The 12,960-nt window shown below is 78.1% G+C and carries 11 protein-coding genes; 3 read left to right on the top strand and 8 right to left on the bottom strand.

The genetic code is table 11. The annotated features are described in order from the left end of the window. Window positions 1–16: 16 nt before the first annotated feature. The 3 genes from WDV85_RS11150 to WDV85_RS11160 all read right to left on the bottom strand — a co-directional run bounded on the left by WDV85_RS11150 (window position 17) and on the right by WDV85_RS11160 (window position 2,961). Window positions 17–1,372 (bottom strand): FAD-binding oxidoreductase, encoded by a 1,356-nt coding sequence (locus tag WDV85_RS11150; protein ID WP_339570680.1) that lies wholly within the window; start codon window positions 1,370–1,372, stop codon window positions 17–19. Between the two features lie 139 nt (window positions 1,373–1,511). Continuing rightward, window positions 1,512–2,003 (bottom strand): FBP domain-containing protein, encoded by a 492-nt coding sequence (locus WDV85_RS11155; protein ID WP_339570681.1) that lies wholly within the window; start codon window positions 2,001–2,003, stop codon window positions 1,512–1,514. 439 nt (window positions 2,004–2,442) lie between these two features. Then, window positions 2,443–2,961, bottom strand: a complete 519-nt coding sequence (locus WDV85_RS11160; protein ID WP_339570682.1) for a hemerythrin domain-containing protein — start codon at window positions 2,959–2,961, stop codon at window positions 2,443–2,445. Between the two features lie 184 nt (window positions 2,962–3,145). Here WDV85_RS11160 and WDV85_RS11165 point away from each other — a divergent pair, with 184 nt between their 5' ends. Further along, the gene (locus tag WDV85_RS11165) at window positions 3,146–3,724 is read left to right on the top strand and encodes a PTS sugar transporter subunit IIA (RefSeq protein ID WP_339570683.1); all 579 of its coding nucleotides are present in this window, start codon (window positions 3,146–3,148) and stop codon (window positions 3,722–3,724) included. A 55-nt stretch (window positions 3,725–3,779) separates the two neighbouring features. Here WDV85_RS11165 and WDV85_RS11170 read toward each other — a convergent pair whose 3' ends face one another. Further along, the gene (locus WDV85_RS11170; RefSeq protein ID WP_339570684.1) at window positions 3,780–5,951 is read right to left on the bottom strand and encodes a DUF6077 domain-containing protein; all 2,172 of its coding nucleotides are present in this window, start codon (window positions 5,949–5,951) and stop codon (window positions 3,780–3,782) included. Between the two features lie 96 nt (window positions 5,952–6,047). On the opposite strand from WDV85_RS11170, the gene WDV85_RS11175 reads away from it, so the two are divergent. Both WDV85_RS11175 and WDV85_RS11180 read left to right on the top strand, forming a co-directional pair. Continuing rightward, window positions 6,048–6,602: a GtrA family protein gene (locus tag WDV85_RS11175; RefSeq protein WP_339570685.1), complete on the top strand. Its 555-nt coding sequence runs from the start codon at window positions 6,048–6,050 to the stop codon at window positions 6,600–6,602. Continuing rightward, the gene (locus WDV85_RS11180) at window positions 6,599–7,387 is read left to right on the top strand and encodes a class I SAM-dependent methyltransferase (RefSeq protein WP_339570686.1); all 789 of its coding nucleotides are present in this window, start codon (window positions 6,599–6,601) and stop codon (window positions 7,385–7,387) included. Before WDV85_RS11175 ends, WDV85_RS11180 begins: the two co-directional genes overlap by 4 nt. A 36-nt stretch (window positions 7,388–7,423) precedes the next feature. On the opposite strand, the gene WDV85_RS11185 is transcribed toward WDV85_RS11180, so the two are convergent. Genes WDV85_RS11185 through WDV85_RS11200 form a run of 4 tightly spaced genes read right to left on the bottom strand, consistent with a single transcriptional unit; the run spans window position 7,424 to window position 12,808 of the window. Continuing rightward, a complete protein-coding gene (locus tag WDV85_RS11185; protein WP_339570687.1) occupies window positions 7,424–8,884 on the bottom strand; it encodes a hypothetical protein in 1,461 nt (486 codons plus the stop codon). Window positions 8,885–8,944: 60 nt separating this feature from the next. Beyond that, complete coding sequence (locus WDV85_RS11190) at window positions 8,945–10,636, bottom strand: glycosyltransferase family 2 protein (protein WP_339570688.1); 1,692 nt, start codon at window positions 10,634–10,636, stop codon at window positions 8,945–8,947. Continuing rightward, window positions 10,620–11,630 (bottom strand): NAD-dependent epimerase/dehydratase family protein, encoded by a 1,011-nt coding sequence (locus tag WDV85_RS11195; RefSeq protein WP_339570689.1) that lies wholly within the window; start codon window positions 11,628–11,630, stop codon window positions 10,620–10,622. The genes WDV85_RS11190 and WDV85_RS11195 overlap by 17 nt, the downstream gene beginning before the upstream one ends. Then, a complete protein-coding gene (locus WDV85_RS11200; protein ID WP_339570690.1) occupies window positions 11,627–12,808 on the bottom strand; it encodes an NAD-dependent epimerase/dehydratase family protein in 1,182 nt (393 codons plus the stop codon). The genes WDV85_RS11195 and WDV85_RS11200 overlap by 4 nt, the downstream gene beginning before the upstream one ends. Between the last annotated feature and the right edge of the window lie 152 nt (window positions 12,809–12,960).

Genomic DNA, 12,960 nt, shown 5'->3' on the forward strand with positions numbered 1-12,960 from the left:
GCGGCGGCGCGCCGCCTCACCCGTCGACGACGGCCTTGCCCGGGTTGAGGATCCCGAGGGGGTCGAAGGCGGCCTTCACGGCGGCGTGGACGTCCATCGACACGTCACCGAGCTCCTCGCGCAGCCAGGCCCGCTTGAGCAGGCCGACCCCGTGCTCGCCCGTGAGCGTGCCGCCGAGGCGCTGCGCCAGCGCGAAGACCTGGCAGGCGGCGTCCCAGGGCGCCCCGGACAGGACGTCCTCGCCCTCGGGGACGACGAGCACGGGGTGGAGGTTGCCGTCGCCGGCGTGCGCGAAGACGGCGATGCGGACGCCCGTCCGGCGGGAGACCTCCTCGACCCCCGTCACGGCGTCGGCGAGCCGGGAGCGCGGCACCGCGACGTCCTCGATGACGGCCTGCCCGAGCCGCTGCAGCGCCGGCAGGGCCTCGCGGCGCGCCGTCATGAGCTCGGCGGCGCGGGCGGCGTCGGTCGTCGTCTCCGCCTCGAGCGCCTCGGCGGAGACGGCGGCGAGCACGGCCTCGGCCTCGGCGGCCGCACCGTCGCCGTCGGTCTGCGCGAGGAGCAGGGCGGCGCCGCGGGCGCGCAGGTCGGTGCCCCGGGCGGCGTCGACGGCCTCGAGCGTCGCCGCGTCGACGAGCTCGAGCACCGCGGGCTGGACGCCGGCGCGGGTCACCGCGAGGGCGGCCCGGGCGGCGGCCGCGACGTCGGCGAAGAAGGCGCTCGTCGTCGCCTGCTGCCGGGGCCGCGGGCGCAGCCGCAGCGTCGCCTCGACGACGACGCCGAGCGTCCCCTCGGAGCCGACGAGCAGGGCGGTGAGGTCGTAGCCGGCGACGCCCTTCGTCGTCGCGCGCCCCGTGCGCAGCACGCGCCCGTCGGCGAGCACGACCTGCAGGCCGAGCACGGCCTCCCGGGTGGCGCCGTGCTTGGCGCAGCGCAGGCCCCCGGCGTTGGTGGCGATGCTGCCGCCGACGCTCGCGATGGAGGCGCTCGCGGGGTCTGGGGCGTACATGAGCCCGTGCTCGGCGGCCGCCGCGTCGAGGTCGGCGACGAGGACGCCCGGCTGCACGACGGCGACCTGGTCGTCGACGCGCAGGTCGAGCACGCGGTCCATGCCCGAGACGTCGAGGACCAGCTCACCGGTCGTCGCCGACGCCGCGCCGGCGAGCCCCGTGCCGGCGCCGCGCGTCACGACGGGCGTGCGTCCCGCCGTCGCCCGCCGCAGGACGGCGACGACGTCCTCGGTGCCGCGCGCCCGCACCACCCCGTCGGGCAGGCCGGCGGGCCGGTGGCCCGACCAGTCCGTCGACGCCGCCTCGCGGCTCGCCCGGTCCACCAGGACCCGCGGCCCCGGGTCCCGCTCGTGCACCGCCACGGCCACCTCCTCGTCGCTCCGCCGGCCCCGCGCAGGGCGGCCCCCACGGTCGCACGGCCGCCCCGTCGACCGCCGTCTCCTCCTCTCTGCGACCAGCGCTAGAGCCGAGCAGACGGCGGTCGACGCGGCGTCGCCGCCGTCAGGACGTCGCGAGCACCGCCCGCGCGAAGCCGGCCGCGCGGGCCTGCAGCCCGGCGACGCGCTCGACGCGCGCCGCCTCGAGGTCGAAGCCCTCGTAGGGCAGGGGCGGGGTCCGGCGGACGTTGGCCGAGCACTCGAAGCCCTCGCACACGAGGGTCCCCACCGTGTCCCCGGCGCGCCCGGCCGCCCCGGCCCGGCGCGCGGAGCGCAGGACGACGTCGGCCGGCAGCTCGACGTCCTGGCACCACGCGCACTGGGCGCGCCGGCGCGGCGCGGCGGAGGCCTGCAGGAGCAGGAGGCCGACGGGCCGGGAGTCCACCGGGACGACGACGTAGGAGCGCCGCGGCAGCTTCGCGTCGCGCCAGCCGAGGACGTCGAGGCGGTCCCAGTCGAGGGTGTCGAGCTCCGGCGGGGGGCTCATGTCGGCGAGTTCCTTGCGGGAGGCGCCGACGAAGGAGGAGCGGATCTGGGCAGGGGTCAGGGGGAGCACGGCATCACCGATCGGGAGGGCGCGGGCGCGGGCCCGCGGGCGTCGTCCGGGGGCGGGCCCCGCGGCGGCGCGCCAGACGCCCCGCTGCGGCGCGGGGGGCTGGGACGTCGGGTGCCGCAGAGCCGCTGCCGGTGCCCGCGCGGCCCGCGAGGGGCGGGGCGAGCACCGGGCGGCGGCTACCTGCTGCCGGCGGACGAGCCGCCGACCACCTCCGGGCGCCGCGGCGCCGTCCGGGACGAGTCGGTCACGTCCGGGACCGTACGCCGACGTCGACGTCCGGTCGACCGTGTTCCGGCCGCCCGCGTCCGCGCGGGCCCCGTCGCCCCCGTCACGCCGCCGGGCACCACGCCGTGCCCGCCGCGTGCTGCCCGCGACGCCGGCCCCGGCCGGCCGGCCGCGGTCGGTCCGACCGGCCGCTGTGCGCGTCAGCTGTGGGGCGTCAGCTGTGGGCGTCGACGTACTTCTGCGGGTCCCGGTCGCTCGCGTCGACGCCGTGGCCGTCGGCGTGCTCGGCCTCGTAGACGGCGAAGGCGACCGCGAGGTCGTGGCGCTCCTGCGGCGTGGCGTGGTGGCGGAAGTCCGGCAGCGCCTCCCGCTCCTCCTCGCCCATGTGGTCGTCGTTGGCCTCGCGGGCCGCCTGGACGGCGTCCCACCACTCCTGGCTGCCGACCTCGTGCTCCCGGGCGGCGCGGACGCCCTTGCGGATGTCGTCGTGGTCGTCGACGGCGTCGAGGGTCTCGTCCTCGGCGCTGTCCTTGTCGCCCTCGCCCTTCCCGAGCTGCAGCAGCCGGGGGTAGAAGAGCTCCTCCTCCGCCTGGGCGTGGACCTCGAGCAGCACCTCGAGGCGGTGCCACACGACGCCCAGCGCCCGCGCGTCGTCGCGGGGCACCTCGTCGAGGATGGCGAAGAGGCGCCGCTGCTCGTCGTGGTCGTGGAGGATGTAGTCGCAGATGTCCATGCCCGGAGCGTCGCACCGGTCCCCGTGCCCCGCAGCGCGGGCGGCGCGACCTCCGCGCGGCCCGGCGAGCGGCCCGGTGGGCGGCGCGCGGGTCGGCGTCGGGGAGCCGGCCGGCACCCGCGCCCGTACCCTCTGGCGCCCAGCCGGCCGCCGACGGGGCGGGCGGTCCAGCGCAGGAGGAGCCGTGGACCTCGAGCAGGACCCCGCCGACCGGGACCCGACCGACCAGGACCCGGCCGACCAGGTGCCGAGCCCGGAGCCCGGCAGCGCCCGCGGCGGCAGGGGACCGGCGACGCGACGGCCGTCGGTGGCCCGCCCCGTGGTCGCCCCGCTCGCCGGGGCCGTCCGGCCCCTGGCCGACGTCCCCGACCGCGTCTTCGCGCAGGGGCTGCCCGGGTGCGGCGTCGCGCTCGACCCGGGCCGGGACGGACCGGTCGAGGCCGTCGCGCCCATCGGCGGACGGGTCGTCGTCATCCACGCGCACGCCTTCGTCGTGGCGGGCGACGACGGCGCCGCCATCCTCGTGCACCTCGGCATCGGCACGGTGCAGCTGCGCGGCGAGGGCTTCGACCTCCTCGTCGAGCAGGGCGAGGTCGTCGAGGCCGGCCAGCCGGTGGTCCGCTGGGACCCGGGCGCCGTGGAGCGCGGCGGCCGCTCGCCGCTCGTGCCCGTCATCGCCATGGACACCCCGGACGAGGCCCTCGCCGACCTCACCGAGGGCCACGTGGGCGCGGGCGACCGGCTCTGGACGTGGGTGCCGTAGCCGGCGGAGGCCGACGGCCCCGCCGCCGAGCCGCACGCGCGTCCCGGGCCGGCGCTCAGCGCGCGTAGCAGGACGTGAGGCCCACCCGCTGCGTCGGGACGAAGCCCGCGCGGAGCAGGAGCCGGGCGCGCTCGACGACCCGCGTCGTGCGGTACGGCGGCTCGCCCTCCTCGGGGAAGAGGAGGCAGGCCTGGTCGACGTCGAGGTCGTCGAGCGCCGCGACCACCTCGCTGTCCGGGGCGAAGACCACCTGGCCGTTCGCGAAGCGCACGAGCAGCAGCCGCTGGTCGTAGCGGAAGCCGGGCACGTCGCTCAGCTGGTCGAGGAAGTAGTCGCGCGGCGCGACGGTCTTCACGCGCGTGGTGAGCACGGTGAGGGTGATGGCGTCCTGCTCGGGCAGGAGCACCGTGTCGCCCGGCGCGGCGCGGGCGATGACGTCCTCGGCGACGACGACGGACGCCGGCCCGCGCTCGTACTGCGGCGGCCAGTCGAGGGACACGCCGTTGGCCGGGGACCAGATCGGCAGACCGGCGACGACGAGCGCGGCGGCCACGCCGGCGGGCAGGAGCAGGCGCCGCCGGCGGCCGCCGGCGGCGAGGCGAGCGCCGAGGACGCCGACGAGCGCGGCGACGGTGACGGCCCAGCTGATCCGCCACAGCGTCGGGCCGAGGCCGACGAGGTCGTAGGCCAGCCGCGTGACCCCGGGCACGAAGGTCACCCCGACGACGAGGGCGAGCACGCCCGTCGTCACCCGGGCCGCCCGCGACGGCACGAGCAGCGCCCCGAGCAGCACCGCCGCGACGCCGACGAGGCCGTAGACGCCGTCGCGGAAGATCTCGTGCCCGAACCAGGACGGGTCGAAGCGGAAGAGGCGGCGCTCGGCGAAGTCGTCGGCCGACCGGCCGCCCACGGCGAGGGTGACGGCGCCGGCGGCCAGCGGGTAGGCCGACGCCGCGAGGAAGCCCGCGGCCGCCGCGCGCCAGCGGCGGGCGGCGAGCAGCGGGGCCACCCCGCCGAGGGCCAGCACCGGCACGAGGAAGATGCCCGTCGTCGACAGGCCCACCGCCGCGGTGCCGCCCGCGGCCAGGGCCGCCAGGTCGCGGCGCGCCGAGCGGCCCGTCGCGAGCGCGCGCTCGGCGTGGCGCAGCAGCGCGACGAGGAGCAGCGGCACCAGCAGGCAGAGCAGCACGACCTTGCCCTGCCACAGCCGGATGAGGAACAGGTTGCCCGGCGCCGCGTAGCCCGGCCCGCCGTCCCACAGGAGGAAGACGAGCGCGAGGCTCAGCGCCACCGCGACGAGCGGCGTCCGCCACGCGCGCAGCAGGCGCCACAGGGCGAGCACCGACAGGGCCGTCGCCACCGACGGCACGACGAGGTAGGCCACCGACGCCGCGGGCACGCCGAGCAGGTGCGCGAGGGTCCCCAGCAGCCCGTCGTAGGAGGCGACGGGCGGGAAGCTCGTCATGGGGAAGACCTCGTCGGAGAAGATCGTGTCGCGCAGCGGGAAGGTGCCCCGCTCGGCCGTCCACTGCGAGAGGTTGACGTAGTAGAGGTCGTCCGGGTTGGGCCACCGGGTGGCACCCGCCAGCACCGCGAGGGCGGCCGCCCAGACGAGCGCGACGACGACGCCCGACCGGGCCGGGCGCGCCGCCGGACCCGCCGGCTCGTCCCCGGCCGCCCCGCGCCCCGCCGGCGCCGCCCGCCGCAGCGCCCGCACGGCGGTGGCGGTCCCCGCCGCCGCGGCCGCCAGCCACAGCGCGGCCACGAGCGGCCACGGCGCGCGGACGGCGAGGAGGACGGCCGCGGCGAGCGCGAGGGCGAGGACGACGAGGGCCGGGGCCCGCCCGCGCGCACGGCGTCGACCCGGAGGCCGCTCGTCGGGCACTGCGGTCGGGCCGCCGCCGCTGCTGGGGCCGACGGCGACCGTCGCGGCGGCCACGCCGGGCGCGGGACCCGCCCGCCCGCCGCGGCGGGCGCGGGTGAGCCGCAGCGCGACGGCGACCCCGGCGAGCGCGAGCACCTCGAGGACCACGGCCGCGCCGACGCCCCACCGCAGCAGGAGGCACAGGTGGTAGACGGGCGTCCACGTCGCCAGGAGGAGCACCGCGCCGTCCAGGGCGCGACCGACGCCCCGCTCGAGGCGCCCGGTCGTGGCCGGCGTCGCGGGGCCGACGGGCTCGGCCGGTGCGGCGGGCGCCATCCCCGCTGACCGCGCCGTCTGCACCACGCACCCACGCTAGGTGACGCGCCGGCGGCCGCCCGGCCGACGGGCCGCCCCGGCAAGCCGACGGGCGCGCACCGGTCCTGCGCCTAGGCTCCGCTGGTGCCCCGCGACCGGACGTCCACGCCGCCGTCCGCGGCGTCGACGGGCGGCTCACCGCGGGAGCGGCCGCTCGTCACGCGGCTCGTGGCCGCGCACGGGGCGCGCCTGCTGCGGTACGCGGGCGGGTCCGGCGTGGCGACCGTCTGCAGCGCCCTCGCCTTCGCCCTCCTGTACGGCCCGCTCGACGCGTCGACGACGACGGCCACCGTCCTCGGCTGGCTCGCGGGCGCGGTGCCCAACTACGTCATCAACCGCTCGTGGGTGTGGCGCGTCGAGGGCCGCCCCAGCGTCCGCCGCGAGCTCGTGCCGTACGTCGCCGTCGTGCTTCTCACCCTCGCCCTGGCGTCGGGCGCCACCGCGCTCACCGAGGCCCTCCTCGAGCGCGCCGGCGCGGCCGACGCCGTGCTCTTCGCCTCCGTCAACATCGCCTTCCTCGGCGTCTACGCCGTCATGGCGCTCGTGCGCTACGCCGTGCTGCACCAGCTCTTCCGCCGCCTGCCCGGGGCGCGCGGCGCCCGTCGCCGTGACGCCCGCCCCCGCGAGGAGACCCGATGACCGACGCCGCCCCCGGTCGCCCCGACGCCGCCGCTGACCCCGAGGGCGCCGGCGCCTTCGCCTCGGCGACGGGCCGCACGCTCGAGGAGGGCTCGGGGGCGGCCCAGCCGAACTACAAGGCCTACCAGCTCGAGCTGATGCGCCCGCACGTCGGCCGCTCGCTGCTCGAGGTCGGCGCCGGGCTCGGCGAGCTGGCCGAGACCTTCGCGCGGGGCATGGACCTCGAGCGCCACGTGGTCACCGACGTCGACCCCGGGGCGGTGGCGCAGATCGCGCGGCGCTTCGCCGACCGCCCCGAGGTGGAGGCCCGCCGCCTCGACCTCGACGGCGAGCTGCCCGACCTCGGCGCGCCCGTCGCCACGGTGCTCGCCTCCAACGTGCTCGAGCACATCGAGGACGACGCCGGCGCCCTGCGGCGCCTGGCCCGCCTCGTCGAGCCGGGCGGCACCGTCGTCATGTTCGTGCCGGCGTACATGCAGCTCTACGGCGACTTCGACCGCCGCGTCGGGCACGTGCGCCGCTACACGCCCGCGACGCTGCGCAGCGCCTTCGAGCGCGCCGGGCTGGCCCCGCGCCTCGTCACGCCCGTCAACCTCCTCGGCGGCCTCGCCTGGTGGGCGGCCGTGCGGCGCGGCGGGGTCGGGACGCCGAAGCCCGGCCTCGTGCGGGTCTACGACGGCGTCGTCGTGCCGGTGACGCGGCTGCTGGAGAAGGTCGTCACCCCGCCGTTCGGGCAGTCGGTGCTCGGCGTGGCCGAGGTGCTCCCCGAGGCCGCCGACCGCTGACGGCGGGCGCCGCGCCCCTCCGGGGGACCCGGCGCCTCAGGGGACCCGGCGCGGGCCGCGGTGGCGCAGGGCGCTGCCGGCGAGGACGGCGGCGACGGGCAGCAGCACGATCGCGGGCAGCTGGTAGCGCCACACGAACTGGGTGGTGATGTCCGGCAGCACCGACAGGCCGAAGCCCACGAGGACGAGGAGCAGCACGAGGGGCCGCGCGGCGCCGGCGCGCGGGGACAGGGCGCCGACCGCCCCGACGACGAGGCTCAGCAGCACGACCGGCCCCCACGTGTAGACGACCCTCTCGTAGGCCACGAGGAGGTCCGCCCACGGCTGGCGGGTCTGCTGCTGGACGCCGCCGTGGTCGGCGAAGCCCGGCTCGGTCCACGGCGTCGGCTCCCGGTCGACGTACGTGGCGAACTTCCACTTGAAGACGGTGTTGTACTCGAAGCGGTCGGCGCGCAGCGGGTCGAAGCCGAGGGCGACGTCGCGCAGCACGACCCGCGCGTAGTCCAGCGGCTGCGCCGCGAGCGCCTGGCGGGCGAAGTCCTGCAGCACCGCCTGCCGGTCCACGCCGGGCGGCACGGCGAGCGACTGCACGCCGCTGCCGATCTCGTACCAGCCGTAGTCGGTGGGGTCGCGCCGCTCGCCCACCGGCTCGGGCGGGCAGAGCACCCGCGCGTACGGCGCGAGCTCGAGGCGGTCGCAGTCGACGAACGTCGTCGTGCGCATGTACGAGGAGACCCCGCCGATGCCGGACAGCCCGGGGCTGCCGTAGGTGCCGGCGAACCACGCGCTGTAGGCGCCGACGGGCACGACGAAGCCGACGACGAGCAGCGCCGCCGGGACGAGGCGCCGCCACCGGCCCGACGCCGCGAGCAGGCAGAACAGGGCGCCGGCGAGGACCAGCGGCGTCCCCACCTGGCGGACGAGGACGGCGCAGCCCATGACGAGGCCGGCCGCGAGCGCGACGCCGGGCGAGGGCCGGCGCCGCCAGCCCAGGAGGACGACGGCCAGCACGAGGAGGTCGAGGAAGAACGCGTCGCTGAGCGGGCCGTGCTCGAGGACGAGCACCATCGCGTCGAGCAGCAGCGGCAGGACGCCGACGGCGGCCCACCAGCGCCCCACGCCCCAGCGGCGCAGCAGCGCGTACAGGCCCGTGGCGGCCGCGAGCCCGAGCACGTGCTGGACGCCGACGAAGAGGGCGACGTCGTCCGCGACGAGCGAGAGCGGCAGGAGGAGGAGGCCGTACCCGTCGGGGCGCTCGAGGCTCGGCTGCAGGTCGCCGAGGAACCGCAGGTACGACGGGGCGTCGCTCACCATCATCGCCGGCCAGAAGGCGACCGTGACGACGAGGCGCACGAGCAGCCCCAGCCCGAGGACGACGAGGAGCGGCGCGTGGTCGCCGAGGCGCGCGCGCCACCGGCGCGCGCCCCCTGCTCGACCGGTCTCCGGCGGTCGCGGCGCGGGGTGCGCGCTCGCCCGGCGGCCGGCGGTCGTCGTCACGGCACCAGGGTGCGGCATCGGCGGCCGGGGCGGGTGCCGCGGGTCACGACCGGGTGACGCTCACGGCGCCGGAGCGGGGCCCGCGGGTGCCGCCCCGCCGGAGCCCCCCAGCGCGGGGCCCCCCAGCGCGGGGGCCACCTCGTCGGCCGGGGTGAGCAGGCCCTCGCGCCACCACGTGCCGACGACGACGCGCGCGTACCGCGACCCGTAGACGAGGTTGCGGCCCTTCTTGCTGGCACCGGCGCTGCGCACGTGCATCGTCGCCGGGACCTCGCGCACGCGGTAGCCGTGCGAGAGCACCCCGAGCATGAGCTCGGACGACTGGTACTGCGGCTGGCGCAGCGTCACGACGCCGGTGAGGTCGGCGCGCATCGCGCGCAGCCCGAACGAGGTGTCGGTGACCCGCGTCCCGGACATCGCGCTGACGACCCACGCGAAGACGTGGACGCCCGTGCGGCGCACCCGGTCGCGCGTGTGCTGGTGCCCGAGCCGCCGCGAGCCGGAGACGAAGTCGGCCTCGCCCTCGACGACCGGCCGCAGCACGGCGGGGACGTCGCCGACGTCGTACTGGCCGTCGGCGTCCGTCGTCACGACGTAGCGGGCGCCGTGCTCGCGGGCCACGCGGTACCCGAGGCGCAGCGCGGCGCCCTGGCCGCGGTTGGCGGGGCAGGCGACGGCGAGCGCGCGCCCCGACGCGGCGACGGCCTCCGCCGTGCCGTCGGTGCTGCCGTCGTCGACGACGACGACCGCGGTCCTCAGGCCCAGCACCTCGGCGGGCAGGCCCGCGAGGACGGCGCCGATGCCCGGCGCCTCGTCGTAGGCGGCGATGACGATCGCCACGGGCGGCAGCTCGGGCACGCCGACCCGCGCGCGGAGGTCGGCGACGGCGGCGCGGTCGACGTCGTCGGGCGGCACCGGCCCGGAGCGCCGGCCGCGGCGGCCGCGCAGCAGGGCGGTGAGGCCGACGGCCCCGGCCGCCGGCAGCACCGCGAGCGCCGGCAGCAGGACGGCGGGCGTGACGCCGTCGACGAGCGCGCCGGCGGCGAAGAGCAGCGGCACGACGGCGAGCACGAGCGCGGTGCGCCGCAGGCGCGAGGGCCGCGCCCGGCCCAGGCCCGCGGCGGCGGCCATCACGAGGAGCAGGCCGAGGGCGGCCACGACGACCTCGGTCGTCACGAGCGGCCCCGTCCCCGACCCGGTCAGCGCGTCCGCGGCCCCGGGCCCCTGCAGCTGCCCGCCGACGTCGAGCGTCCCGCCGGGCGCCAGGGGCGCCAGGACGGCGAGCGGGCCGCGGTCGCCCCCGGCCGACAGGCCGAGCAGCACCAGGGAGGCGGCCACGGCCGCGAGCAGCGCGCCGGCCGAGGCCAGCAGCCCGGCGGGGACCCGCCACAGCACCGCGGCGAGCCCGGTGACGACGACGAGGACGAGCAGGGGTTCGAGCACCCCTCGTCCGCTCGCGGCCACCTGCGCGGGGCCGACGGCCGCGGGCAGCGCGGCGAGCGCGGCCAGCCACCGCCAGACGCCCCAGCGGACGGCGAGGTGGGCCAGGAGGACCGCCGCGACGGGCCCCAGGGCCCGCGCCACGACCTCCTCGGTGCGGCCCTCGACGGCGGAGGGGGCGAGGACCCGGACGGCGACCGCCGCGACGAAGAGGACGGTGAGCGGCCAGCCCCCCGCCAGCCGGCTCCGCGCGGGAGCCGGCCCGGCCTCGACGGGGCGGGCGCGGACCGCCACCTCAGGCGACGTCGCCACGCGCGCCCCCGCCGGCACCCGCAGCAGCCCCGCCGTCGGCCCCGGTCCCGTCCCCGCCGTCGACCCCCGCGGGCCGGAAGTCCGGCCACACGGTGGCCATGCCCTCGGCGAGCGCCGTCGACGGCGCGTAGCCGAGGGAGCGCGCGCGGGAGACGTCGACGACGACGGCCGGCATCTCGCCCGGCCGGGCCGGCTGGTGGTCGACGGGGATCGGCGCGCCCGTGGCCTCGCGGGCGGCGGCGACCATCTCGTTGACGGTGTAGGAGCGCGCCCCGCCGATGATCACCGGCCCCGACGGCCAGCCCAGGGCGGCCTGCGCGAGCGCGCGGGCGGCGTCGTGGACGTGCACGAGGTCGCGCCGCTGCTCGCCGTCGCCGTAGACGACGACGCCGCGTCCCTCGGCGGCCGCGCGCATGAGCCGCGGCACGAAGCTGTCCTTCGCGCGCATCCCGGGCCCGTAGACGTTCGTCAGCCGGACCACCGGCGCGCGCAGCCCGAAGGCGCCCGCGTACCCCGACAGGAGCATCTCGCCGGCGGCCTTCGTCGCGCCGTACGGCGTGAGGGGGCGCAGCGGCAGCGCCTCGGTGATGGTGCCGCGCCCGTCCGCGCCCGCGCCCACGTCGCCGACGACGGCGTTCGTCGACGCCAGCACGAAGGCGCCGACGCCGCGCTCGCGGCACAGCTCGAGCAGGCCCGCCGTCGCGACGACGTTGAGCTCCGTCGTCTCGGCCGGCTGCTCGACCGAGCCGAGCACCGACGTGATCGCGGCCAGGTGCACGACGGCGTCGAGCCCCGGCACGACGGCCCGCTCGCGCACGCCGGCGTCGCGCAGGTCCCCGAGCGTCGTGGGCACGTCGGGGTGCTCGGTGCGGTCGACAGCGCTCACCACGGCGCCCGCGGCGCACAGCTCGCGGACGACGTGGCGGCCGACGAAGCCCGAGGCGCCCGTGACGAGGACGCGCGGCCCCCCGGCCGCCCCCGCCGCGGCGCTCACGAGCCGGACAGGCGCAGGGCGGGGGCCTCGTTGGCGGCGCGGCGCCAGTCGACGACGGGCTTCATGGCCTCGCGGTCCACCCGGTGCGCGTGCTCCTCGACGACCTTGAACATCGACGTGAGCAGCGTGTCCGAGAGGGTGTGCGGCTGGAGCCCGAGGGACTCCAGCGCCGTGTGGACGAAGCTGTAGTAGTGGTCCTCGATCTCCACGCGGGGGTTGTCGACGTGGACGACCTCGGCGACGCCGGGGTAGGCGGCGCGCACCGTCTCGGCCATCTGCGAGAGGGAGAACTTCTCCGTGGCCTGGTTGAAGACGCGGAACTCGCCGCGGTCGGCCGGGTTCTCGCAGGCGAGGCGGATGCACTCGACGGTGTCGCGGATGTCGATCGTCGCGCGCGTCTGCGAGCCGCCGCCGTAGACGGTGAGCGGCTCGCCGAGCACGGCCTGGATGGCGAAGCGGTTGATGACCGTGCCGAACACCGAGTCGTAGTCGAGGCGGGTGGCCAGGCGCGGGTCGAGCGCCGTCTCGTCGGTCTCCTGGCCGTACACGACGCCCTGGTTGAGGTCGGTGACGCGCAGGCCCCAGATGCGGCAGCCGAACTCGAGGTTGTGCGAGTCGTGCACCTTGCTCAGGTGGTAGAAGCTGCCCGGCTTCTTGGGGAACATCATCCGGTCGGTGCGGCCCTTGTGGGTGACCTCGAGCCACCCCTCCTCGATCTCGATGTTCGGCTGGCCGTACTCGCCCATCGTGCCGAGCTTGACGACGTGCACGTCGCGGTCGAGCTCGCCGATCGCGTACATGAGGTTGAGGGTGCCGACGACGTTGTTGACCTGCGTGTGCACCGCGTGCTTGCGGTCGATCATCGAGTACGGCGCCGCCCGCTGCTCCGCGAAGTGCACGACGGCGTCGGGGGCGAACTCGCGCAGCACGGCGTAGAGGCCGTCGGCGTCGCAGAGGTCGGTCGTGTAGGAGGCGATGGCCTTCCCGCTGACCTCGCGCCACGCCCGCACGCGGGTGGCCATCGACTCGATGGGCACGAGGCTGCCGGCGCCCAGCTCGTGGTCGTACTGGCGCCGCAGGCCGTTGTCGAGCACGCCGACGTCGTGGCCGCGCGCCGACAGGTACATGGCCGTCGGCCACCCCAGGTAGCCGTCTCCACCCAGGACCAGGATGCGCATCGGACTCCCTCTCGCGGGCCCCGCCCGCCGCCAGGTCGCGGGCCGGTGCCGCGACGGGGCCGACGGTAGCCGCAGGGCGCCGCCGCGGGGGCGCGAGGGCCTCGGGGGGGGGGGGGGGGGGGGGGGGGGGGGGGGGGGGGGGGGGGGGGGGG

Source organism: Pseudokineococcus sp. 5B2Z-1 (assembly GCF_037482305.1).
In the GTDB taxonomy this organism is placed as follows: Bacteria; Actinomycetota; Actinomycetes; order Actinomycetales; family Quadrisphaeraceae; genus Pseudokineococcus.